Origin of the sequence: Streptomyces sp. NPDC004435 (assembly GCF_042873895.1) — a bacterium.
Lineage (GTDB): Bacteria > Actinomycetota > Actinomycetes > Streptomycetales > Streptomycetaceae > Streptomyces.
In genome coordinates, this window is the sequence record NZ_JBIAMB010000029.1 from 1 (window position 1) to 21,727 (window position 21,727).

The 21,727-nt window shown below is 77.1% G+C and carries 21 protein-coding genes; 8 read left to right on the forward strand and 13 right to left on the reverse strand.

The features are described from left to right. Positions 1-205: 205 nt before the first annotated feature. A complete protein-coding gene (locus ACFYT9_RS35800; RefSeq protein WP_389170515.1) occupies positions 206-1,804 on the forward strand; it encodes a sigma-70 family RNA polymerase sigma factor in 1,599 nt (532 codons plus the stop codon). A gap of 7 nt (positions 1,805-1,811) precedes the next feature. On the opposite strand, the gene ACFYT9_RS35805 is transcribed toward ACFYT9_RS35800, so the two are convergent. Together ACFYT9_RS35805 and ACFYT9_RS35810 are read right to left on the reverse strand one after the other, a co-directional pair. Further along, entirely contained in the window at positions 1,812-2,576 is a 765-nt protein-coding gene (locus tag ACFYT9_RS35805; protein ID WP_389170518.1) for a CAP domain-containing protein, read from the reverse strand. A gap of 354 nt (positions 2,577-2,930) precedes the next feature. After that, a complete protein-coding gene (locus ACFYT9_RS35810; RefSeq protein WP_389170521.1) occupies positions 2,931-3,899 on the reverse strand; it encodes a universal stress protein in 969 nt (322 codons plus the stop codon). 197 nt (positions 3,900-4,096) lie between these two features. On the opposite strand from ACFYT9_RS35810, the gene ACFYT9_RS35815 reads away from it, so the two are divergent. Further along, positions 4,097-5,005, forward strand: coding sequence for a hypothetical protein (locus ACFYT9_RS35815; protein ID WP_389170524.1), 909 nt, complete (start codon positions 4,097-4,099; stop codon positions 5,003-5,005). 7 nt (positions 5,006-5,012) lie between these two features. Here the strand turns inward: ACFYT9_RS35815 and ACFYT9_RS35820 are convergent, their stop codons facing one another. Beyond that, positions 5,013-6,296, reverse strand: a complete 1,284-nt coding sequence (locus tag ACFYT9_RS35820) for an acyl-CoA dehydrogenase family protein (RefSeq protein ID WP_389170527.1) — start codon at positions 6,294-6,296, stop codon at positions 5,013-5,015. 437 nt (positions 6,297-6,733) lie between these two features. Beyond that, positions 6,734-7,189, reverse strand: a complete 456-nt coding sequence (locus ACFYT9_RS35825) for an RrF2 family transcriptional regulator (RefSeq protein ID WP_376603167.1) — start codon at positions 7,187-7,189, stop codon at positions 6,734-6,736. A gap of 226 nt (positions 7,190-7,415) precedes the next feature. Between ACFYT9_RS35825 and ACFYT9_RS35830 the strand changes: the two genes are divergently transcribed. Then, on the forward strand, positions 7,416-7,538 hold the full coding sequence (locus tag ACFYT9_RS35830; protein WP_376606213.1) for a hypothetical protein: 123 nt from the start codon (positions 7,416-7,418) through the stop codon (positions 7,536-7,538). A gap of 138 nt (positions 7,539-7,676) precedes the next feature. Next, on the forward strand, positions 7,677-8,564 hold the full coding sequence (locus tag ACFYT9_RS35835) for a glutathione S-transferase C-terminal domain-containing protein (protein WP_389170531.1): 888 nt from the start codon (positions 7,677-7,679) through the stop codon (positions 8,562-8,564). A 23-nt stretch (positions 8,565-8,587) separates the two neighbouring features. Here the strand turns inward: ACFYT9_RS35835 and ACFYT9_RS35840 are convergent, their stop codons facing one another. Then, a complete protein-coding gene (locus tag ACFYT9_RS35840) occupies positions 8,588-9,628 on the reverse strand; it encodes an NAD-dependent epimerase/dehydratase family protein (protein ID WP_389170534.1) in 1,041 nt (346 codons plus the stop codon). 142 nt (positions 9,629-9,770) lie between these two features. Here ACFYT9_RS35840 and ACFYT9_RS35845 point away from each other — a divergent pair, with 142 nt between their 5' ends. Continuing rightward, a complete protein-coding gene (locus tag ACFYT9_RS35845; protein ID WP_376605348.1) occupies positions 9,771-9,998 on the forward strand; it encodes a DUF5133 domain-containing protein in 228 nt (75 codons plus the stop codon). On the opposite strand, the gene ACFYT9_RS35850 is transcribed toward ACFYT9_RS35845, so the two are convergent. Then, positions 9,907-11,283: an MFS transporter gene (locus ACFYT9_RS35850; RefSeq protein ID WP_389170537.1), complete on the reverse strand. Its 1,377-nt coding sequence runs from the start codon at positions 11,281-11,283 to the stop codon at positions 9,907-9,909. The genes ACFYT9_RS35845 and ACFYT9_RS35850 overlap by 92 nt on opposite strands. A gap of 57 nt (positions 11,284-11,340) precedes the next feature. On the opposite strand from ACFYT9_RS35850, the gene ACFYT9_RS35855 reads away from it, so the two are divergent. Next, a complete protein-coding gene (locus ACFYT9_RS35855; protein ID WP_389170540.1) occupies positions 11,341-11,913 on the forward strand; it encodes a CGNR zinc finger domain-containing protein in 573 nt (190 codons plus the stop codon). A 58-nt stretch (positions 11,914-11,971) separates the two neighbouring features. On the opposite strand, the gene ACFYT9_RS35860 is transcribed toward ACFYT9_RS35855, so the two are convergent. Both ACFYT9_RS35860 and ACFYT9_RS35865 read right to left on the reverse strand, forming a co-directional pair. Beyond that, positions 11,972-13,300: a D-alanyl-D-alanine carboxypeptidase family protein gene (locus tag ACFYT9_RS35860; protein WP_389170543.1), complete on the reverse strand. Its 1,329-nt coding sequence runs from the start codon at positions 13,298-13,300 to the stop codon at positions 11,972-11,974. Between the two features lie 293 nt (positions 13,301-13,593). Continuing rightward, entirely contained in the window at positions 13,594-14,211 is a 618-nt protein-coding gene (locus tag ACFYT9_RS35865) for an ABATE domain-containing protein (RefSeq protein WP_389170546.1), read from the reverse strand. A 170-nt stretch (positions 14,212-14,381) separates the two neighbouring features. Here ACFYT9_RS35865 and ACFYT9_RS35870 point away from each other — a divergent pair, with 170 nt between their 5' ends. After that, positions 14,382-15,122, forward strand: a complete 741-nt coding sequence (locus ACFYT9_RS35870) for a metallophosphoesterase (RefSeq protein WP_389170549.1) — start codon at positions 14,382-14,384, stop codon at positions 15,120-15,122. 341 nt (positions 15,123-15,463) lie between these two features. Here ACFYT9_RS35870 and ACFYT9_RS35875 read toward each other — a convergent pair whose 3' ends face one another. The 5 genes from ACFYT9_RS35875 to ACFYT9_RS35895 all read right to left on the reverse strand — a co-directional run bounded on the left by ACFYT9_RS35875 (position 15,464) and on the right by ACFYT9_RS35895 (position 20,259). Beyond that, entirely contained in the window at positions 15,464-15,736 is a 273-nt protein-coding gene (locus tag ACFYT9_RS35875; protein WP_376603199.1) for a hypothetical protein, read from the reverse strand. 62 nt (positions 15,737-15,798) lie between these two features. Further along, entirely contained in the window at positions 15,799-16,275 is a 477-nt protein-coding gene (locus tag ACFYT9_RS35880; protein WP_376603198.1) for an NUDIX domain-containing protein, read from the reverse strand. Between the two features lie 65 nt (positions 16,276-16,340). After that, positions 16,341-17,324 (reverse strand): FAD-dependent oxidoreductase, encoded by a 984-nt coding sequence (locus tag ACFYT9_RS35885; protein ID WP_389170552.1) that lies wholly within the window; start codon positions 17,322-17,324, stop codon positions 16,341-16,343. Next, entirely contained in the window at positions 17,321-18,760 is a 1,440-nt protein-coding gene (locus tag ACFYT9_RS35890) for an FAD-dependent oxidoreductase (protein ID WP_389170555.1), read from the reverse strand. Before ACFYT9_RS35890 ends, ACFYT9_RS35885 begins: the two co-directional genes overlap by 4 nt. Beyond that, positions 18,757-20,259 (reverse strand): FGGY family carbohydrate kinase, encoded by a 1,503-nt coding sequence (locus ACFYT9_RS35895; RefSeq protein WP_389170558.1) that lies wholly within the window; start codon positions 20,257-20,259, stop codon positions 18,757-18,759. Before ACFYT9_RS35895 ends, ACFYT9_RS35890 begins: the two co-directional genes overlap by 4 nt. 357 nt (positions 20,260-20,616) lie before the next feature. Here ACFYT9_RS35895 and ACFYT9_RS35900 point away from each other — a divergent pair, with 357 nt between their 5' ends. Then, a complete protein-coding gene (locus tag ACFYT9_RS35900; protein ID WP_387275693.1) occupies positions 20,617-21,600 on the forward strand; it encodes a hypothetical protein in 984 nt (327 codons plus the stop codon). Positions 21,601-21,727: the final 127 nt, after the last annotated feature.

The window sequence follows — 21,727 nt, forward strand, 5'->3', positions numbered from 1 at the left end:
GCGGGCGGGTCCCCACCGCGCGTGTTCTGCCGGGCGCTTCGCCCGGGGGGGGGGGGGCCCGGCCCCCCCCCGCCGGGGGGGGGGGGGCGCCCGGCGGGGGCGCCCCCCCCCCGGCACCGCCGAGCGAAAAAGTGTTATCCCTACCCGGCCCCACGGGTCTCCACCAGGACGGGGACGCGGACCGGGGACCAAGGGAGCACCATCCATGCACAGCGACGAGCAGCGCACCACCGCCCTGGTGGAGGCGGCGCGCGCGGGCGACCCGCACGCCAGGGACGAACTGGTGCGCGCCTGCCTGCCGCTCGTCCACAACGTCGTGGGCCGCGCCCTCGACGGGCACGCCGACACCGACGACATCGTCCAGGAGACCCTGGTCCGGGCCCTCGACGGGCTGCCCGCGCTGCGCGACCCGGCCCGCTTCCGGTCCTGGCTGGTCGCCATCGCCATGAACGGCGTCCGCCGCCGCTGGCGGGAACGCCGGCAGGCCCCCGTCCCCGGCCTCGACCGGGCCGTCGACCTCGCCGACCCGTCCGGCGACTTCACCGACCTCACCATCCTCCGCCTCGGCCTCACCGGACAGCGCCGCGACGTCGCCCGGGCCACCCGCTGGCTCGACGAGGACGACCGCGAACTCCTCTCCCTGTGGTGGCTGGAGGCCGCCGGCGAACTCACCCGCGCCGAACTCGCCGAGGCCCTCGGCCTCGACCCGGCCCACGCCGCCGTCCGCGTGCAGCGGATGAAGGAGCGCCTGGAGACCGGCCGGGCCGTCGTCGGAGCCCTCGACGCACGCCCCCGCTGCCCCGGCCTCGAAACCGTCCTCGCCCCGTGGGACGGCCGGCCGTCCCCGCTGTGGCGCAAGCGGCTCGCCCGCCACCTGCGCGAGTGCCGCACCTGCGCGACCGGCCGCGCAGGCCGCGGCCTCGCCCCCGTGGAGGGCCTGCTCGTCGGCATCGGCCTGGTCCCGCCCGTCGCGGGAGCCCTCCTCGACGCCGGCACGACCCCGGCGTTCGCGGCGGAGCCGGCCGGCGCCGCGGAGCCGGTCACCGCGGCGGAGCCCCACGGCGCGGCCGAACCGATGGCCGGACAGCCGCCCGCACCCGACCCGCACGCCCTGCCCGGGGCGTCGGCCGCCGGCGGTTCCGGCGGTCACGCCGCCCCGTACTGGACCCTCGGGCGCAGGGCCGGGACGGCCGGCGTCGCGGCCGTCGCCGTCCTCGGGGTCCTCGTCCTCACCCTCCCCGAGACGACCGACCCCCGCCCGGCGACGCCCGGGCCCGTAGCCGCGCCCCCGGAGACCACCCCGCCCCGGACCCCCGCCCCCACGCCCACCACCACCCCGCCCCCCACCACCCCGACGCCCACCCGCACGCCCACGACCACCGCGGCGGCCCCGACCCGCACCGTCGCGCCGACCCCGGCCGACCCGGGGGAGCGGGTGACGGAGCTGGTCAACCGGCTGCGGGCACAGGCGGGATGCGGCCCCCTGCGCACCGACGCCAGGCTGACCGCGGCCGCCCGCGCCTACGCCCGGGACATGACGGCCCGCGGCTACTACGGCCACGCCAGCCCCGAGGGCCAGTTCGCGGACAGCCGTATGACCGCGGCCGGGTACCGCTGGTCGGCCTGGGCGGAGAACCTCGCCCAGGGCCAGCCGGACCCCGCGACCGTCGTGGAGAGCTGGCGCGACGACGCCGGCCACGAACGCAACCTGCTCGACTGCGCCTACCGCGACACCGGCGTGGCCGCCGTGCCCGGCCCGGACGGCACGGTCTGGGTGCAGAAGCTGGCCGCGCCCGCGAACTGACCGGACGTCAGGCCTTGGTGCCGAAGTCCTGCACCCACCAGGGCCCGTCGGCGGTGAGGGCGACGCCCACCCCGATGTCGCGGAAGGCGCAGTTGACGATGTTCGCCCGGTGCGCGGGGCTCTCCATCCAGTCGTCCATGGCCAGTTCCGGGGTCCTGGGCCCCTTGTGGATGTTCTCGCCCCACGCCGACCAGGCGTAGCCGGAGGCCTTGATCCGGTCGCCCCCGTCGCGGCCCTCGGGGCTGTCGTGGGCGTAGTAGTCGCGGGCGGCCATGTCGTCGGCGTGCCCCTGGGCCGCTTCGGTCAGCCGCGCCTCGGTCCGCAGCGGCTCGCAGCCGGCCCGGTCCCGTTCGGCGTTGGCGAGCGCGACGACGTCCCGCACGTAGCGGGCCGCGCGGGCCGGCGCCGTCACCGGGGCGGCGAGGGCGGACCCGGTCTGCGGTGCGAGCCCGCCGTCTGTCCCGCCGGCGCCCGTCCCGCCGGCCCCCGGGGTCGTGGCCGGGGTCGTGATCGGGGTCGTGGTCGGGTGAGTGGCTGGGGTCGTGTTCGGGGGAGTGGCCGGGCTCCGGCGGGCCTCGGCGCGGGCGTGGGGCGAGCCGGGGGCCGGTGTGCGAGGGGCGGGGGGTCGGGCCTCGGGGACGGAGGGCCCGGCCGCGCGGGGAGCGGAGGCGGAGGGCGGGGTGGCCGCGTACAGACCGAGGAGGACGGTGACGGCGGCGGCGGTCGTGCCCGCGGCGAGGATCGCCGCCGGGAAGGACGGGCGGCGCAGCACGCGGCGGAGCCCACGACGGCGCACGGGGCCGCCGCGGCGGTGACGGCCGCCGGAGGCGGGGTCGGAGGTGGGATCGGAGTCGGGGGTGGGGGTGGGTCGGGGTGTGAGGGACGTGGGGGTGTCGGGGAGGGGGTGTTCGAGGGGGTCGGATGGGTCGGGACCGTCGTACCGCATGGAGCTCCGCTCTCTCGGCGTCGCCGTCAGGGCCGGCGGCCGGCCGTTCGGGCCACCGGGGGCGACGGGGTCAAGGCTTTCCGCGCTCCGCCGTCCCGACACCCCGTGTCAACCCGGCGGGTCAACTCCGTGCGTCGACCCGCCGCGTCGGCTTGACGGGGCCGTGGGACCGGGACCCGGTCAGCCGCCCTGCGGGATCACCGCCACCGGGCACGGCGCCAGGTGCAGCGCGGCGTGTGCCACCGAGCCGATCCGCTGCCCCAGCGCACCGCGCTTCGCCCGGCGGCCCACCACCAGGAGCTGCGCCGCGCCGGAGGTCGTGAGCAGGACCTGCCCGGCGCTGCCGAGTTCGACGTGCTCGGTCACCGGCACGTAGGGGTACCGCTCGCGCCACGGCGCCAGCGCCTCGCGGAGCGCCTTCTCCTCGAAGGGCACGAGGCCGCCCGCGTCGTCGGCGAGCCGCATCGACGTCGGGCTGTACGCGAAGAGCGGCGGCAGGCTCCAGGCCCGCACCGCGCGGATGGCGGCGCCCCGGGCCGCCGCGGTCTCGAAGGCGAACCGCAGCACCGCCTCGCTGTCCTCGGGGCTGCCCTGCTGGCCCACCAGGATCTCGCCGGTGGGCGGTTCGGCGGCCCGGTCGTCGCGGGCGCGGACCGCGACCACCGGACGGGTGGAGGCGGCGATGACCTGCTGTCCGTACGAGCCGAGCAGGAACCCGGCCACCGCCCCGTGCCCGCGCGAGCCGATGACCAGCATCTCGGCTTCCTCGGCCGTGTCGAGCAGCGCGGCGACCGGGGTGTCGGCCAGCACCCCCGAGGTGACCGCCAGCTCCGGGTGCCGCTCCGTGATCTCCGCCGCGGCCGCGCCGACCACCTCCTCGGCGGCCCGCTCCTGCGTCTCGCGGTCCTGGACGAGCGGCAGGTCGAGCGGCTCCCACCGCCAGGCGTGCGCGAGCCGGAGCGGTACGCCCCGGTGCTCGGCCTCGCGCGCGGCCCAGTCGGCGGCCGCGAGGCTCTCTGGCGAACCGTCCACCCCGGCCACGATCTCCCGCCCCGCGCGGGGCTCCGCGGTCTCGCCGGTACCTGCTCCGGTGCCTGCTCCGGTGCCTGCTCCGGTGCTTGCTCCGGTCCGGTCGGCCTCGCGACTCATCTGACGTCCTCCAGACACCGTCCGAGGGCCCGGCCCGAACGCCGGCCCCTCCTCGCCTCCCAGCTTGGGCCCTTGGGCCACTCAGGGAGAGGGCCGGACGGCCCGACATGCCGGACCGTTCGTCCCGCCGGGTAAGGGACCCGTCATTTGAACGCGTTCAGGGGTGTGGCAGGATCTCACCGAAGGGGGTGATCGCCATGGCGGCGACGTGGGAGGGGCGGCGAACGGGCGTCGCCGGGCGACTGGTGCCGGCGACGGCGGTGCTCCTCGTGGAGGGGGTGCTCGCCGCCGTCCTGCTGACGCTGCACGGCTTCACCCAGCCGTCGCCCGGCGCCGGAGGGGGTTCCGCCCTGGGCATCCTCGTCCTGCTTGTGCTGTCGCCCTTCGTCGTCGCCTTCGCCGTCGCCTTCGCCGGTGGTCTCGCCCTCGTGCTCGTGCTGCCCACGGTGTGGCTCGGTGAGCGGTTCGCGGGCCTGCTCGGGGAAGGGTGGGCCCGCCTCGGGGGCGGGGCGGCCGGGCTGCTGCCGGGCGGGCTGCTCGTCGCCGCGGTCCCGCTGGGCGCGGGGGTGGCGGCCGGCTTCTCCGGAGCGGTCGCCGGCGCCGTCCTGTGGCTGCCGGCCGGGGCGGCGCTCGCCGTGGCCGCCGCGGTCTCCGGCTCGCGCCGGCCGCGTCTGCTGCGGGCCGTCCTGGGCCGGGGCGCGCTGGCCGTGGCCGTCGTCCTCGCACTCGGCGTGGCCGCCTTCGCGAGTGGGCTGGTCGAGGAGTACAGGCCGCCGCGCCTGGCTCGTGCCGCCCTCGTCGGAACCTGGACGGACGGGCGCGGCGGCACGCTGGAGCTGGCCGCGGACGGCACCGCCACCGCCGCCGGCCTCGCCGACTCCTGGGACGTGGACGACGAGGAGCTGGAGTGCGGCGGTCGCGGCACCTGGACCTACGAACCGGGGTCCGGCGCGTGGGGCCAGCACGTCGGGCTCGGAGTGGGCTCCTGCGCGGACGGTTCGTGGGACGTCGGCGGCACGGCGGAGCGGGTCACGCTCTACCGGTACGTCGGCGACCCGGACTCCGGTGACCTGTACGAGCTGACGCGCGCCGGCGACGGTCCGTGACGCGCGGTCAGGCGCTGCGGGCCAGCCGGGCGTGGGTGCCGTTGAGGTAGTGGTCGCCGATGTCGCGGAGCCGGTGGGAGGGGCGGGTGCGGGCGGTGAGGGCGCGGGCGTTGCGCCAGAAGCGGTCGAAGCCGGGGCCGCCGCCTCCCGCGCCGGGGGCGGCAGGCGGCGCGCCCTCGACGAGCTCCAGGATCCGGGTGGTCAGCTGGACCGCCGCCCGGCCGGTGACGGTCTCGGCGGCGGCGACCAGCACCGCGAGGTCGGCGCGGTCCTCGAAGCCGAGCGTCCAGCCGGCGCGCAGTCCGCTGGTGAGGGCGTCGGTGGCGCGTTCGGCGACGGCGGCCGCGGTGTGCGCGGCGGTCGCCAGCTCCCCGTAGGAGAGCAGGAGGTACGGGTCGTCCCCCTGGTCCGGCAGGGCGTGCAGCGGGGTGCCGTCCCGGGGGACGCGGTCGGGCTCGGGGACGACCGTCCGGTTCACGTCCCGGGCCTCGGCGAGCGCGCCTTCCGCGATGCCGAGCGCCACGTGCACGAGGAGCAGCCGGAGCACGAGCGGTGCGAGCGCGGTGAACGGCGCCACGGCGTGCTCGTCGGACGGGAGGGTGCCGAGGACCCTCGCCCGGGGGACGGGCACCTGGTCGAAGACGACCGTGCCGGCGCCGGTCAGCCGCTGCCCGACCCGGTCGGCCGCCGCCTCGGCGAACACCCCGGGATGGGCCGGGTCCACCAGGACCACCAGCAGGTCGCCGGTGCCGGCCGGGCGGGCGGCGACCACGAGCCGGTCGGCGACGGCCACGGCGGAGTCGAAGGCGCGCCGCCCGTCGAGGAGCCAGCCGCCCCGGTCGACGCGGGTGAGGGTGAGGCCGGTGCCCGTGCCGGGCGTCGCCGGCTCGGTGGCCCCGGCGAGCAGCCAGCCCTCCGCCGCCGTGCGGGCGTCGAGGCGCGGGAAGGCTTCGGCGGTCCGGCCCGAGGGGCCGGCGAGGAAACGGCTCGTCCACGACAGGGCGTAGTGGTGGGCGAGGAGTTCGCCGACCGAACTGTCGGCGGCGGACAGCTCCCGTACGGCGGAACACGCGGTGCGCAGGTCGGCGCCGTGCCCGCCACCGCCGAGCGCCGGGTCGGCGGCCGTGAGGAAGGCGGGGAGCCCCGCCTCCTGGAGCCGTTCGACCTCGTCGAAGGGGGCCTTGCCGGCCCGGTCGCGGGTGTGCGCGTCGACGGCCAGGTCGTCGGCGAGCTCCCGGACGACCCGCCGCCAGAGCGTGTCGTCCCTCGGCGCCGTCTGCTGCTTGCTCATCCCACCCCGCCTGCTCTCCGTCGTACCACCGAGTGTAATCCCACTGGATCACTAGGGATAGTGGCAGAGGGACCCCGCGGGGCCCAAGGGCTGTCCGCTATGTGGATGGAGGTGTGCCGGTGGGCGGGACGGCGTCAAGTCGGCGCACGTGGTGGCGGGTTGTCCGGCGGGCCGACTCGGGGATGGCGGTATGGCGGCGGGGCGGTGTCGACGCGGGGGCGGTGTGCCGGACGGGCGGTGTCGACGCGGGGGCGGTGGCCGAGGCGGCGCGGCGGCGGGGCCGGTCGGCTGACGGGGTCCGCGGCGCGGTCCCGACGGCATGGTCTCAACGGCACGGTCCCGACAGGCCGGTCGGGCCGAACGGGCCCGCTCGGCCCGTCGACGGGCCAGGCTGAAGGGGTCCGGCCCACGGGCGGGCGGCGTGACGTGGTCGCCAGTCAGGGGTTGGTCCACGCCTCCGGGTCGTCCGCCTTCGCGGTGATCTCGGCCGGCAGGCGGGCCGACGCGACCTCCGCGAGCGAGACGCCCAGCACCTCGCGGACGCCGGCCCGCAGCGCGATCCACAGCGGCAGCAGCGACTCGGCGGGGCCCGTGTACGCCAGGTCCGGCGGGCGCTGGCCGCGCACCGACACCAGTGGACCGTCCACGCAGCGGATGACGTCCGCGACCGAGATCGTCTCGGCGGGCCGCGCCAGCCAGTAGCCGCCCCGACCGCCGCGCTGGCTCTCCACCAGGCCGCCCTTGCGCATGTCGCCCAGGATCCCCTCCAGGAACTTGTGCGAGATCCCCTGCCCCTCGGCGATCGCCTCGGCCTTCAACGGCCCGCCGTCCCCGGCGGCCGCGAGCTGGAGGGCGGCCCTCACGGCGTAGTCGGCCCTGGCTGAAATGCGCATGCGGCGCATTATTCCGTACGGCTCCGAGAGGTGCCGGACGGCGGCCGCCCGGGTCGCGCCTCCACCGGCGCGGGGTCCCTCCGCCAGGCGACCCGGCCATTCCGCCGCGGCCGGGCCGGCCACCCGGCCGGAACGCCCACGGCCGGTCGTGTCCGCGCCCTTGACGGCGTCCGCCGGCCGCCGGACACTCGGGACAGGGAATCCGAGCGGACGGGTAGGGAATCACATGCTTCACGGCGACGGGCTCGACGGCCGGACGGCCCGTCCCTCGCCGCGTCCCCTGCCGCGCTCCCTGCCCCTCACCTCGCGCCGCCACATCGACCTGCTGCGGGTGTGCAGCGCGGCCTGACCGCGCCCGGCCGCCCGCTCCACCGGGCCACGGCCGTCCCCTCCCGCCTTCCCGTCACTCTGCTGCCGCCGCCCGGGCGTTCCCGCACGCCTCGACGAAGCCCGCACGGACCCAGCACCGAGCAACCCTGGGAGCACCATGCCCGTCGTCGTCCCCTCCTCGCTGCTGCCCGCCGCCTCCGCGGCGCCCGCCTTCCGGGGCCGGATCGGCCGGTCCGCCGACAGCGGCCACTACGCCGTGCCGCACCGCTACCGGCTCCATCTCGCCCCGGCCGACCCCGACTGTCTGAGCATCGCCGTCACCCACGGACTCCTCGGCCTCGACGCCACCCTGCCGCTGCGGCTCCTACCCGAACTCCCCGAAGCCCCGGACGGCTCGTACACCGCGCTCCGCCCGCTCTACGAGGCCAGCGCCCACCTCTACACCGGCCCCGCCGCCGCGCCCGTCCTCGCCGACGCCTGGACCGGACGGATCGTCAGCACCCACGTCCCCGACATCCTCCGCGACCTCGCCCTCCGCTTCCGGGGCGACGGGCCCGAACTCCTGCCGGAGGAGCACCGCCAGGAGATCGACGACCTCGCCGCGCTCTGCGCCGACGGCGTCCACCGGGCCGCGCAGCGCGCCGGCGCCCTCGGCCTCGACCCGGAGGCGGGCGCCCGGCGGGAGGCGGGGGAGGCCCTCGGCACGCTCTTCGGGGCCCTCGCCTCCCTCGACGCGCGGCTCGCCGGCCGGCCGTACCTCCTCGGGCCCGCCCCGACCCTCGCCGACGTGCACGTGTGGGGCGCCCTGATCCAGCTGGACACCGTCCACCGCTGGCACCTGGACGCCGCCGCCCTGCACCGCGTCGCCGGACACCGCGCGCTCTGGGCGTACGCCCAACGGCTCGCCGGGCACCCGGCGTTCGCCCGCCACCTCGACGTCGACGCGGTGCTCCGCCGCCACCGCGCCCACTGCCAGGGGCGGGAGGCGGCCGGCGCGGCCATCCGGATCGTCGACTGGGACGCCGCGGGTGCGGCGGGCCGCTGACGGCCCGCCGCACCCGGGAGGGATCAGGCGGCGGCGCGGCGGCCCGCCAGGGGAGCCGTGTCGTCGCCCGCGCCGGAGCGCACCCCGCGCAGGAACGCCTCCAGGGCCTCCACCGACGTCGCCCGGGGGGTCCACTCCAGCTCCTCGCGCGCGCGGGCGACGGACATGACCGGGATGTGGCGCAGCAGGTCGAACAGGCCGGGTGAGGCCGGGGCGAGGCGCAGGTGCCAGGCGGCGGCGAGCGCGCCCCGCACCGCGCCCGCGGGAACCCGCACCGGCCGGGCGTCGAACAGCTCGCCGAGCAGCGCCGCGTCCACCACCGGCTCCGCCGCCAGGTTGAACGGGCCCCGCACGTCCCGCAGCACGGCCCGCAGATAGGCGTCGGCGGCGTCGTCGGTGTGCAGGACCTGGAAGCGCAGCCCCTCGAACTCCGGCAGCACCGGCAGCAGATCGGGCCGGACCAGCTGCCCGGGCAGGAACCGGCCGGCGAAGATCCGGCGCTGCTCGCTCGCCGACTCCTCCTTGAACAGGAACGCCGGCCGCATCCGGACCACCCGGGTCTGCGGATGGTCGCGCTCGAAGGTGTCCAGGACCCGCTCCAGATACGCCTTCTCCCGGCTGTACGCGGCGCCGGGCCAGCCGTCCGTCGGCCACGCCTCGGAGACCGGCGCACCGCTCTCCGGGCCGGGGGAGTACGCCCCCACCGAGGAGGCGCAGACCAGCGCCGGCACATGGGCCTCCGCGACCGCGGCGCAGACCCGCAGGGTGCCCAGCACGTTGGTGTTCCAGGTCGTCACGGGGTCGTGCGTCGGCTGGAAGCGCCACGCCAGGTGGACGACCGCGTCCGCGTCGGCCACGTACTGGGCGAGCCGGGGTTCGTCACCGTCGTCGGACAGGTCGACGGTGGCCCACTCGACCCCTGGCAGCCGGAGCTCCGGCAGCCGGCGGGCCAGTCCCAGCACGGAACCGACCTGCTCCTCGCGGGCCAGGGCCCGCACCACGCTCGTGCCGACGTTGCCGGTGGCGCCCGTGACGACCACCCTCAGTCGCGTACTCGGGTTCATGTCTTCGACCCTCGGCCATTCGGGCGGAGCTCGCACCTCGACCCGCTCCGTGATGACGGAGGGTGACCGCAGGGGTCGCGCGGGTGGCCGGCCGCGAGCACCATGGAGCGACGCACGAGACGGGGGCCGCCACGGAGGAAGCATGCTGCTGCCCGACCGCAACACCGTCGAACGGCTCCTCCGGCACTACCGGGCCCAGGAACTCACGGTCCTCTCCGCCCCCGGCGACCCCTCCCTCCGCCGCCGCTGCGAGGACACCGCGTACACCCTGTGCGTGCTCATGGGCGTCCGCTCGACCCCGGAAGCCCTTCGCGCCGCCGAACGGTACGTCGCCCCGCGGGCCGCCCGGGTGCCCCGGGCGCAGCTCTGACCGCGTCCCGGCTCCTCGTGTACGGAAGCGCCGACACGGCGCAGACCGCCGCCGCGAGCAGCAGCGCCGCCGGAACGGACCGGGTCGCCACCGGCCCCGCCACCGCCGCGCCCACCGCGAACCCGGTGATCTTCAGGCCGGCGCCGGTGGTGAACACCCGGCCGCGCAGCGGGCCCGGGGTCTCCTCGTGCCGGACGGTGAACAGGGCGGTCAGCTGCGGTCCCTCGGCGGCGCCCGCGACCGCGAATGCCACGACCAGGGCCACCGGCCCGCCCGTCGCGGCCACCGCCCACGCGCCCGCCTGCACCACGGCCGCGCCCCACAGCACCCTCCCCGGCGGCACCGCGCGGGGCAGCCGGGCGTGCAGCGCGGTCGCCGCGAGGGCGGTGGCCGCCGCCACGGAGAGCAGGAGCGCGCCCCGGCCGGAACCGCCGAGCGCCCGCGCCCCCAGCACCGGGAGGCAGGCGGCGACCACGCCCGTCGCGGTGGCGCACCCGACCGAGGTGACCGTGGCCCGGAGCAGGGGTCCCCGCCGGAACACCGCCACGACTCCGCCAAGGCCCCACCGCCCAGGAGCACCCGGAACTGCCCCGCCCGGTCCCCGGCCCGCCGCGCGCCGTGCCGCGTCGGCCTCGCGTGCCTCCGGCCTCGCGTCGGCCTCCGCCTCCCGTGCCCCCGGCTCTGTGTCCGCCTCGGGTGTCTCCGGCCCCGCGACGGGCAGCGACCAGGCCACCGGTGCCGCCGTCGCGACCAGGGCGGCCGCGAGGACGACCGCCGTCGGCGCGTCGAGCAGCAGGGCGGCACCGCCCGCGAGCGCCGGCCCGGCCAGCGCGGCGAGGGAGAAGGTCAGCGCGTCCAGCCCGTGCAGGCGGGGCATCCGGTCGGCGGGCGCGACACGGGGGAGCTGTGCGGTCCAGCCGCCGGAGAGCACCGGGCCCACCAGCCCGGTGACCACCGCGAGCAGCGCCGTCACGGCGAACGGCAGCCGGCCGAGCCCGAACAGGACGGCCCCGAGCCCCGCCGCGTAGAGGACGAGCGCGCCGGCCAGGAGCCGGCCCGGCCGCCGGGCCTTGTCCAGGAGCGCTCCCAGGAGGGGGCCGCCCAGCGCCGCCGAGACCGTCACACAGGCCAGCAGCGCCCCCGCGCGGGACGTCGAGCCGGCGGCGGCGAACCCGGTGAGCGCCAGGGCGGGGCCGGACATCTCGTCCCCGGTCCTGGCCGCCAGGGCCGCCGCCAGATGGGCGGCGACGGACGGACGGCGGGCGGTTCGAGGGCGGGTGCGCATGGCGCCCGAGCGTACGGAGGTAACTCAAAACCTCGCAATATGCGTTACATTCGGGCGATGCCCGTGCTCCCCGACCGGTCCACCCGGCACTCCGCGGTCGCCATGGCGCTGCGCACCGCCGCCCTCGTCAACGCCCTGGCCGACCCGGCGGGCGGCCCCCGGGAGCTCGCCTCCGTGCTCCTCGCCCACGGAGAGCCGCCGCCCGCCGTCGTGACCGCCGAGGAGGTCACCCTGATGCGCGCGGCCGCCGTGCACCTTCGGGAGGTGTTCGCCGCGGGCTCCGCCGACGAGGCCGCCGCCCTCCTCAACCCGCTGCTCGCCGCCCACACCGGCCCCCTCCGCCTCACCTCGCACCGCGGCTCCGCCCCCTGGCACCCCCACGCGGACGCCGACGACGACGCGCCCTGGACCCCGTGGTTCCTCTCCTCCGGCTGCCTGGCACTCACCTTCCTCCTCTGGGAGCGGCAGGCCCCGCCCGGCCGGACCTGCGTCTCCCCCTCGTGCGGGAACGTGTTCGTCGCCCACGGCAGCGGACCCGAGCGCCGCTACTGCTCCCGCCGCTGCGCCACCCGGGAGCGGGTGGCCGCCCACCGCCGTTCCCGCACGCCGACGGCCCCCGGCGCGGGCTGACACCCGGCCGGGGGCCGTGGACGCGATCGGAGCCGCGGAGCACCCGACGGATCGGCCGTCAGGCGCGCGGCACCCAGCGGCGCCAGGCCCACAGGGCGAGCGCCGCCGCGCCCGCCGAGGCGACGAGCGCCAGCGGCACCGTCACCGACGGGCTCTCGTCGTCGGGCTCCTCGGTCGCCGCGGTCCGGGGCGCGGAGGCCGCCTGCGCGCCGGCCCCGCCGCGTACCGACACGGGCCGCGCGTCCAGCCGCTCCGACTCCGACTCCGACTTCGGCTCCCGCTCCGGTCTCGGCTCCTGCTTGTGCGCCTGCGCCTGCGCCTGCTCCAGTGCCTGCTCCGGCTCCTGCTCCGGAGACTTCGGCGGCAGCAGCGAACCGACCGGCTGGACCTTGCCCGCGGCCTCGAAACCCCAGTCGAGCAGGTCGCGCGCTTCCTCGTACACCGCGAGCCCGCCGCCCGACTGAGGGTTCATCACCGAGACGACGAGGGTGCGCTCGCCCCGCCGGGCGGCGGCGACGAGCGTGTTGCCCGCGTTGCTGGTGTAGCCGTTCTTGATGCCCAGGATGCCCGGATAGCGGCCGATGCCGTCCTCGCCGGTCACGAGCCGGTTGGTGTTGGCGATGCCGAAGGACCACGAGCCCGCCGGGAAGTCCGCGTAGGCGGTCGAGGAGTAGCGGATGAACTCCGGGTCCTGGACGCCCGCCCGGCCGAAGACCGCGAGATCGTAGGCGGACGAGACCTGGCCCGGCGCGTCGTAGCCGTCCGGGGAGACCACGTGGGTGTCCTTCGCCCCCAGCGACCGCGCCTTGTCCTGCATCTGGCGGGCCATCGACCGCCAGCCGCCGCTCATCGACGCGAGGACGCGCACGGCGTCGTTCCCCGAGCTGAGGAAGACGCCGTTCCACAGGTCGGAGACGCGGTACGTGTACCCCTCCTTCACCCCGACGAGGCTGCTGCCCTCGCCGATGCCCATCAGTTCCTCGTCGGCCACCGTGTGCTGCTCGGACGCCTCGTGGTGCGGCAGCGCGGTCAGCGCGAACAGGGTCTTCAGCGTGCTGGCCGGCGGCAGCTTCCGGTGCGCCGAACGCGCGGCGAGCACCTCGCCCGTCCCGGCGTCGGCGACCACCCACGACAGCGCCGAGAGGGAGGGCACGTCCGGCGCGCCGGCCTGCGGCTGCACCTGGGTCCCCGAGCGGTCGAGCCGCGCCGGGTCCACGAACCGCCGGGCGGGAGGGGTCGGTTCGGAGACGGAGCCCGGCCCGAGTGCGGTGACGGAGGCCGGGGCGCGCGGCGGGGTCGCGGCGACCCCGGCCACGGGAGCGGAGAGCACGAGCAGCATCGCGGCGGAGCCCGCGGCGGTATGACGAAAGGCTGACGTGACGATCATTCAGCCACCGTAGGAAGGAGGCGGAAGGCACGCCGGACGGAGTGCGCCACCCGGCCCAAAGAACGCGACGTCGAGCGGGCGCGTCGTGCCGCCGGTCGGGTGGTCGTACGGACGCCGACCCTGTCGCACGGCCCCGAGCCGGTGTCGTCCAGCTCCGGGCCCACGCCGTCCGGCGCCGGCCCGTGTCGTCCGGCTCCGGCGTCGGAACCGGAGCGAGCGGCGAGACGCTGGACACCCCGTGCCGACGGGCCGGTGTCTGTACCGGCGCGGTCACCAGGGCGACCTCGGGGTGGTCACGACAGAGCGGAACCGCCATCGGTTGCCGTGCGCTGACGCCTGTAGTGGCGTGCCGCGCGCGCACGGTTTCCGCAGGACGGCTTGCACCACTCCTGCCGTCCGTGGCTCTTGACGAAGTAGCGCACACAGCGGGGCGCGGTACAGGACCGCAACTGCGTGCGCTGTGGGCCGCTGAGAAAGTCGATGGCGGCACGGGCCAGGGCCGCGACAAGCCGGACGTGCGGATCGTTCTCCGCGGACAGCAGTCGGGTGGTGGGGACTCCTTCGACGGGCCAGTCCATCTGAGGGGCGACCAGTTCCCGCCCGGCAGCCGTGTTGATGTGGGCCACCGCCCGGTCGGCACTCATCAGGCGATGGGAGTCCGGCGGGCTGGGGGGCGCGGGACTGACCGCCTGGGCGAACAGGGCCCGGACTGCCTGCCGAAGCTCGATGATCGCGCGCCTGAGGTCTTCGTCCGCGGTGAGTCCCCCCGCCGGAACGAGGCCGGCCAGCAGATCTCCCTGCTCCTGGATCCAGTGCGTCGTTCCCTGAACCGTGGCGAGGTCATCGGCGACGCCACCGTCTCCGTCGTGGCGAATCGTGCTCACCAGTTCCAATGCCGGCCAGCGCTCCACAAGGCATCCCCTTCCCTCTCGGTGCCCGGTCGTCAACCACTTGATCACATCCCTGCACGCACCCTAAGGTCCCTAACGGAAAAACGAAAACTTCCGTTAGGTGGAGTGGGTGGGGACACCTGCCCCGGCATAGGACGGCGGCTGTGCCCGCCGTGGGAGGAGACCGCGAAATGACGCTGCTCGCGCACATCAGCGACCTGCACCTGGACGGCAGCGAGAGGGCGACCCGACGCGCCGTCCGCGTCATGGACTACTTGCGAGCCCTGCCCCAGCCGGTCGACGCGCTCCTGGTCACCGGGGACATCGCCGATCACGGCGAGGAGGCCGAGTACGAGGAAGCAGCTCGGATCCTGACCGCCCCCTTCCCCGTGCTCACCTGCCCCGGGAACCACGACGCGCGACCGGCCTACCGCAAGGCCCTGCTCGGAGAGGCACCCGAACACGGCCCCGTCAATCAGGCCCACGACATCGCGGGCACGACCATCCTGATGTGTGACTCCACCATCCCCGGCCGCGACGAGGGGCGCCTCGACGCCCAGACACTCGCTTGGATCGACGCCACCCTCACGGCCCGGACGCCGGGCACCCCGGCGCTGATCGCCTTCCACCAGCCGCCGGTCGCACTCCATCACCCCCTGCCCGACTCGTGCAGGCTCGAAGAGCCCGGAGCCCTGGCCGACTTGATCGAGGCGCACCCGCAGGTCGCCGCCGTCCTCACGGGCCACGCTCACACGGCGGCCGCCTCGACCTTCGCCGCACGTCCGCTGATTGTCGGACCGGCCGTCACCTGGACCCTGCGCATGCCCTGGGAAGGCGATCAGGCCGCGGACCGGGACCAGCCGCCCGGCCTCGCGTTCCACATCCTGGACGACGACCGGCGCCTGACCACCCACTACCGCGTCGTCCTCTGATCCCGCGCGCACGCCCCGGAAGCATCGTGGTCCGCTCCGCCACGTCGAACGCAGCACCCACCCGCCCCCGGCCACGCCTGCCGAAGCGGGTGTCCTCCCCGGAGGTCACCACCTCGTCAGGCGCCGCGCCCAGGCTGCCGGCCAGGGGCAGGGCTGCGCTGCCCGGCGGGCTCCGCCGTACGGCCCGGCACCCCGTCCGGCCCGGCGCCCTCGTGTGCCGCCCCGCCCCACACGGCACGGCACCGCCCGGCCCGACCGCCCCGTCCCACCCCCCCGTCGGCGGCGGCTCGCCGCCGCCCCCGGTCCGACCGGATTCCCTCCCGCCGGGGCGCACCCCCCGGTCAGGCGCGGCGACCCCGGTCCGCCGTGCGGGGCGTCGCGCCGGGAGGGGACGCGGGGCCGGCGCGGAGGGTGGAGACGAGGCGGAGGAGCCGGTCCTCGTTGCCCGCGAGGCCCGCCGCGCGCAGCGCCTCGTCGGCCTCCGCCATGGGGTTCGTCAGCATCACCCCCGCGTACGGGGCGAGGCGCGGATCCGTCAGCACGGCCTGGGTGGATTCGAGGAGGCGCAGATACGCCTGGGCCGCGGCGCGCTCGGTGGCGGTGATGGTGGTCATGTCGGGCTCCCTCTCGACGGCTTGACGCACCCCACCTTCTCCTACGGGTCTGACAATGCCCCTCAGGCCCGCCCGCGCACCCGCGTGACGAGCCGCTCCAGGAACGCCCGCTGCGCCGCGACCAGCAGCGGCTCCGCGGCCTCCGGCGTGAACCAGCCGACCCGGTCGACCTCCGGGAACTCGGCCATGGTCCCCGAGCGCGGCGGCCATTCCATGGTGAAGGTGCCGGGCACGACGGCGGCCGGGTCGAGGTCGCCCTCCACCGCCCACACGGTGACGGTCTTTCCGCCGGCCTGCCGGACCTCCCCGAGGTCGAGCCAGTCGCCGTCCGGCACGGGCAGCCCCAGCTCCTCCAGGAACTCCCGCCGGGCCGCGTCCTCCGGCGCCTCCTCGTCCCCGTACTCGCCCTTGGGCACCGACCAGGCGGCCTCCTCCCGGCGCGCCCAGAACGGCCCGCCCATGTGCCCGATGAGCACCTCGATCCCGCCGTTCCCCGTCCGTCGGAAGACCAGCAGACCCGCACTGCGTGTGACCGCCATGCCGCCAGTCTGCCCGCACCGGCCCGCCCCCGAGGGGGAGGCGGTCCTCGGGGGTGTCGTGTCGGTCAGACCGGGCTCGCGGCGCCCGCCCGGCGGTCCAGGTGGGCCAGGATCGCACCGGCGACCGCGCGGCCCGCCGCGGCGGCGCGGAGCGCGGGATCGCCGCCGTGCAGCAGGGCGCCCGCCGCGAACACGCCCGGCACGCCGGTCCGCAGGGCCGCGTCCACGCGCGGGCCCCTGGTGCCGGGGGCGAGCGGCAGGCCGCCCGCGCGGGCCAGTTCGTGCTCCGGGACCCAGTCGCCGGTGAGGACGAGCGTGTCGCACCGGATCGTGCGCGGCCGCCCGTCCCGGCCCCGTACCGCCACCCCGGCCAACCGCCCCCGTCCCGTCAGCTCCGTCACCACCGTCCGCGTCAGCACGGGGACGTCCCGGACGCCCACCGCCGTCCGCGTCTCCTCGCACACCACGGCCGCGACCGCGACGCCCGCGCTCCGCAGCAGCCGGACGGCGTGTCCGGCCACCGGGCCGCCGCCGACGACCACGGCACGCCGCCCGATCCGCTCCGGGCGCGGCCCGAAGAGCGCCACCGTCCGCTGGAGCTCACCGGTCGTCAGCACGCCCTGCGCGCGGGTGCCCGGCAGCAGCCGCGCCGGGCGGGCCCGCTCGCGGGCGCCCGTGGCCAGGAGGACGGCACGCGCCTCGATCGTCTCCAGTCCGGTCGGCGCGGTGGTCTCCAGCCGAAGCGGGCCAGCCCAGCCGGTGGCCGACACGCCGGTACGCAGCACGGCGCCGGCCAGGAGCGCCGCGCGGACCGCCCGCCGGGCGTACCCGGGGCCGTCCAGGGCGCGGCCCCTGGGGTCCGCGCCGAAGCCCGGGCGGACGCAGTGGCGGGGCACGCCGCCGGCCGCCGGCTCCCGCTCCAGGACCTCGACCCGCCCGGCGCCCGCCGCCGCGAGCCGGGCCGCCGCGGTGAGCCCGGCCGGGCCCGCGCCGACGACCAGCACGTCCACCGCGCGTGCGGTCCGTTCCTCCGCCGGCTCTCGGTTCACCGGGCCACGGCCCCCTTTCCGTATGCGTCGAACAGGGCACGCAGGGCGGGCCGGCAGTGGCCGCCCTGGCAGCGCCCCGCACCCGCGCGGGTGCGGCGGCGCAGCCCTTCGAGCCCGGCGGGCGGGACGACCGAGGAGAGTGCGGCCCGCACCTCGCCCCGCGTCACGTGCTCGCAGTGGCAGACGACCGTGCCGAAGCCGGGGTCCCGGGCGATGGCCCCGGCGTCCCGGTAGGGGCGGGGGAACGCCTCGCCGAGGTTCGGCATCCGCACCGGCGCGAGCGGGCGCTCCGGACCGGTCCGCAGTCCGCACTCGGAGAGCAGTCCGAGGGCGTGTTCGGCGAGGGCGAGGGAGGCGGACAGGCCGGTGGAGCGGATCCCGCCGACGGTGACGTACCGGAGTGCGGGGCGGGCCGCGCACCGGTAGTCCTCCCGGCCGGTGGCCGCCCGCAGTCCGGCGTAGGCGGCCGTCACCTCCTCCTCCACGAGCGCGGGCAGGATCCGGGCGCCCCGCGTCCGCAGCCCGGCGAGGCCGTCGGTGGTGGTGCCGGTCGCGGTGCGGTCGTCGAGGTCCTCGGCGGTCGGGCCGAGGAGGACGTTCCCGTACACGGTGGGCGTGATGAGGACGCCCTTGCCGAGCGGGCCGGGCACGGGCAGCAGGATGTGCCGCACCAGCGCCCGGGCGGCCTTGTCGTACACGAGCAGCTGGCCGCGCCGGGGCGTGACGGTGAAGTCCCCGACACCGAGCAGCGCGTCGAAGCGGTCCGCGTACAGCCCGCAGGCGTTGACGAGGTACCGCGCGGCAAGCGGGCCGCGCGTGGTGGCCAGCCGGTGGGGCGACCCGGGCGCCGTGACGACGTCCGTCACCCGGCAGCCGAGCAGCAGGTGGACACCGGAGGAGACCGCCTGGGTGGCGTAGGCGAGGGTGGTGGTCCACGGGCAGATCAGCGACTCGCCGGGCACGGCCAGGGCGGCGAGGGCGCCGGGGCCGAGGTGGGGTTCGCGGTCGCGGAGTTCGGCCGGGCCGAGGATCCGGGTGGCGTGACGGCCGTTGCGGGCGGCCTTCGCGACGAGCCCGGGCAGCGCGGCCCGCTGCTCCTCGTCCCAGGCGACCAGCAGGGCGCCGACAGGCTCGACGGGGATCCCGGCCTCGGCCGCGTAGCCGGAGAGCAGCCGGTGGCCCGCGCGGACCAGATCGGCCTCCAGCGTGCCGGGGACGGCGTCGAAACCGGTGTGGAGGATGGCGGTGTTGGCCTTGGAGCTCCCCTCGCCCACGTCGTCCGCCGCCTCGACGAGCGCGACCCGCAGCCGGTACCGCGCCAGCGCGCGGGCGATCGCGCACCCCACGACCCCGGCCCCCACCACGACGACGTCGTAGGCACCCCCGGTCCCGTCCGGCAGCGGCCCGCGCCGGCTGACGTGCCCGTGCCGGGTCACGCCGGCTCCTCCGGTGCCCCGGGCGGCTCCGCCGAAGCCGTGCGGGGACTCCCGCCGGGGGCCGGAGGGCGGGACAGCAGCGCCGTCACCTCCGCGCGGAAGCGGCCCATGCGGTCCGCCGCCTCGTCGGCCGAGATCGCGGGTTCGTACACGGCGGACGGCTTCCAGGGCGGTACGGCCTCCGGCACGGTGAGGCCCGGTTCGTGGCCGAGGCGCGCCATCGCGCCGACGCCGAGCGCGGTGGCGTCCGGCAGCGCCGCCACCTCCACCGGCAGCTGGAGCAGGTCGGCCTGGGTCTGCATGAGGAGCGCGGAGCGGGTCAGGCCGCCGTCGGCGCGCAGGGAGTCCAGCGGGGCGCCCCGGTCGGTGGCGGCGGCCCCGGCGAGCTCGACGACCTGGGCGGCGATGCCCTCGACCAGGGCCCGCACCAGGTGCCCGCGCCCGGTGTCGAGTCCCAGGCCGGTGAGGGTGCCGCGGGCCTCGCCGCGCCACCAGGGGGCGGCGAGGCCCGCGAGCGCGGGCACGAACGTGACGCCGCCGCTGTCCGGCACCGAGCCGCCGACGGTGTCGAGCTCGCCGGCACCGGAGACGACCCCGAGGTCGGTGAGCCAGCGGACGGCGGAGGCGGCCGTGTACACCTGCCCGTCGAGGCAGTGTTCGGTACGGCCCCGCAGGCGCCAGGCCACACAGCCGACGAGCCCGGTCGAGGTGCGGCGGGGCAGAGGGCCGGTGCGGGCGAGCAGGAACGCCCCGGTGCCGTACGTGCACTTGGCGGCGGCCGGGGCGGTGGCGCTCTGCGTGAGGAGGGCGGCCTGCTGGTCCACGACGAGCCCGGTGAGCGGCAGTCGGGGTCCGAACGCCGTGGTGGTGCCGACCGGTTCGTCGCAGTCGACGATCCGGGGCAGGCGCTCGCCGCCGAGCCCGTAGAGGTCGAGGGCCGGCCCCGACCAGGCGACGGCGGCCGGATCGAGCAGTCCGGTGCGGCCCGCGGTGGCCGCGTCGGTGACGAAGGCGCCCGTCAGCCGGTGGACCAGCCAGGCGTCGCTCGTCGTCACCACCCCGGCGCCGGTCGCGTGACGACGGATCCAGGCCATCTTGGGCGCGGCGAAGTAGGGGTCGACGGGCAGCCCCGTCAGCGCGGTCAACTCCGACTCGTGAGGGCCGAGTTCCGCGCAGATCCCGGCGGCCCTGCGGTCCTGCCAGACGAGCGCGTCGGTGAGCGGGGAACCGGTGGCGGGGTCCCAGGCGAGCACCGTCTCACCCTGGTTGGCGAGGCCCACGGCGACCACCGGGACGCCCGCCTCGGCGAGCGCCGCGCGGCCCGCCGCGACCACGGATCCGTACAGCTCGCCGGGGTCCACCTCGACCCGCCCGCCCGGCAGATGGCGGGGGACGACCGGTGCCGTGCCGGTGCCGAGCACCCCGCGCAGGGGGCACAGGACGAGCGCCTTGGTGCCGGAGGTGCCTTGGTCGACGGCGAGTACCGGACCGCCCGTCATGAACTGTCTCCCGTCGTGGGGTCCGCCGGTCGGCGCCCGGGGGAGGCCCGCGGGGCCGCCGCCGGGTGATCGACCGGTCACGGAAAGGGGTCAGGTTCGCGGGGTGACGACGGCCCGTCAAGTCTCGCCGGGAGAGGCTGTCAGGTCGGTGAAGCGAACCTGACGGTAGTTCAAACAAAGTCACTGGCCTGATAGTTGCGGTCACGAAGATGATCCGGTCGATCACCTTCGGTCGCGCCTATAGTGAGCGCGCCGCTCGCCGACGGACCGCGGGCCGTCCGCCGAACCGACCGCGCCCGACCGAGGACCGATGACGACGCCCACCGCCCGGCCCGTACCGCCCGGCCCCACCCGCTGATGCCCGGCCCCGGCTTCCGCCCCGTCTTCCACCCCGCGGGCCACGACCACGCCCTGCGCCACGCGCTCCAGGACCTGCGCACCGGTCGCTGGGGCGAGATGGCGCGGCTCCTCCGGGACACGGCCGACTCCGGGCGCTGGGACGCCTGGACCCGCCGCACCCAGATCCTCGCCACCGTCGCCGCCGGCACCGACGTCGTCCACGCGTGGCGCGCGGAGGAGCCCGCCGGCTCCGCCGCCGCCGTGATGCACGGCCGGGTCGCCGTCGAACGCGCCGTCCGTGCCCACCGCGCGGGCCACACGCGGACCCGGACGCTCCGGCAGGAGGCGTGGGACGCCTGCCGGGAGGCCGCCGACCGCGCCCCCGACGACCCCGTGCCCTGGATCGGGCTCCTCGCCCTCGCCGTCCTCGACGCCCGCAGGCCCGGCCCCGAACACCGCGTCCCGCCGCCCGCGCCCATGCTGCCGCCCGGCCCCTGGGGGCTGCTCGCCGAGGCCGAGAAGCGTGACCCGTACAACCGCGAGGCGTACCACCGCATGCTCCAGTTCCTGTACGCGCGCCGCGAAGGCCCGCTCTCCGAGGCCGTCAACTACGCCCAGTGGGCGGCCTCCACGGCCCCCCAGGGCTCCGCCCTGCACGCCCTGCCGCTCTACGTGCGGGTCGAGCGCTACCGGCGCGACCGGGGACAGGTGCACGCGCTCGACCTGCACTGGGTCGCCGAGGACGCGGTGCGGGAGGCGCGGCGGGCGATGGACACCTGGTTCCTCTACTGCGCCGTTCCGGAGGCGTCCCAACTGGACCTCAACCACCTGGCGCACGCGCTCTACGGCGCGCTGCGCTTCCCCGACGCGGCGCGCGTCTTCGAGGCCCTCGGCCCGTACTACACCCCGGTGCCCTGGGCCCACCGCACCCCGCGCCCGGACGACCGCGCCCTCGCCGAGGAGGTCTTCCTGCGGGCCCGTGCCCGCTGTCTCGGCGACTGAACCCGCGCCCCGCCGCCTCCCGTACCGCCCACTCCGTACGACGACGCCCGCCCCTCCCGTACCGCCCGACACCGAGCCCCCACGCCCGCCGCTTCCGTACCGCACACACCGCGCGCCCTCGCCCGCC

Bases quoted from the DNA above. Each gene is read 5' to 3' on its own strand.
- ACFYT9_RS35815 (WP_389170524.1), top strand. From the start codon at position 4,097: ATGGCGGCGACGTGGGAGGGGCGGCGAACGGGCGTCGCCGGGCGACTG.
- ACFYT9_RS35850 (WP_389170537.1), bottom strand. From the start codon at position 11,283: ATGCGCACCCGCCCTCGAACCGCCCGCCGTCCGTCCGTCGCCGCCCAT.
- ACFYT9_RS35870 (WP_389170549.1), top strand. From the start codon at position 14,382: ATGACGCTGCTCGCGCACATCAGCGACCTGCACCTGGACGGCAGCGAG.
- ACFYT9_RS35860 (WP_389170543.1), bottom strand. From the start codon at position 13,300: ATGATCGTCACGTCAGCCTTTCGTCATACCGCCGCGGGCTCCGCCGCG.
- ACFYT9_RS35800 (WP_389170515.1), top strand. From the start codon at position 206: ATGCACAGCGACGAGCAGCGCACCACCGCCCTGGTGGAGGCGGCGCGC.
- ACFYT9_RS35825 (WP_376603167.1), bottom strand. From the start codon at position 7,189: ATGCGCATTTCAGCCAGGGCCGACTACGCCGTGAGGGCCGCCCTCCAG.
- ACFYT9_RS35840 (WP_389170534.1), bottom strand. From the start codon at position 9,628: ATGAACCCGAGTACGCGACTGAGGGTGGTCGTCACGGGCGCCACCGGC.
- ACFYT9_RS35835 (WP_389170531.1), top strand. From the start codon at position 7,677: ATGCCCGTCGTCGTCCCCTCCTCGCTGCTGCCCGCCGCCTCCGCGGCG.
- ACFYT9_RS35820 (WP_389170527.1), bottom strand. From the start codon at position 6,296: ATGAGCAAGCAGCAGACGGCGCCGAGGGACGACACGCTCTGGCGGCGG.
- ACFYT9_RS35855 (WP_389170540.1), top strand. From the start codon at position 11,341: ATGCCCGTGCTCCCCGACCGGTCCACCCGGCACTCCGCGGTCGCCATG.
- ACFYT9_RS35875 (WP_376603199.1), bottom strand. From the start codon at position 15,736: ATGACCACCATCACCGCCACCGAGCGCGCCGCGGCCCAGGCGTATCTG.
- ACFYT9_RS35845 (WP_376605348.1), top strand. From the start codon at position 9,771: ATGCTGCTGCCCGACCGCAACACCGTCGAACGGCTCCTCCGGCACTAC.
- ACFYT9_RS35900 (WP_387275693.1), top strand. From the start codon at position 20,617: ATGCCCGGCCCCGGCTTCCGCCCCGTCTTCCACCCCGCGGGCCACGAC.
- ACFYT9_RS35830 (WP_376606213.1), top strand. From the start codon at position 7,416: ATGCTTCACGGCGACGGGCTCGACGGCCGGACGGCCCGTCCCTCGCCG.
- ACFYT9_RS35895 (WP_389170558.1), bottom strand. From the start codon at position 20,259: ATGACGGGCGGTCCGGTACTCGCCGTCGACCAAGGCACCTCCGGCACC.
- ACFYT9_RS35880 (WP_376603198.1), bottom strand. From the start codon at position 16,275: ATGGCGGTCACACGCAGTGCGGGTCTGCTGGTCTTCCGACGGACGGGG.
- ACFYT9_RS35810 (WP_389170521.1), bottom strand. From the start codon at position 3,899: ATGAGTCGCGAGGCCGACCGGACCGGAGCAAGCACCGGAGCAGGCACC.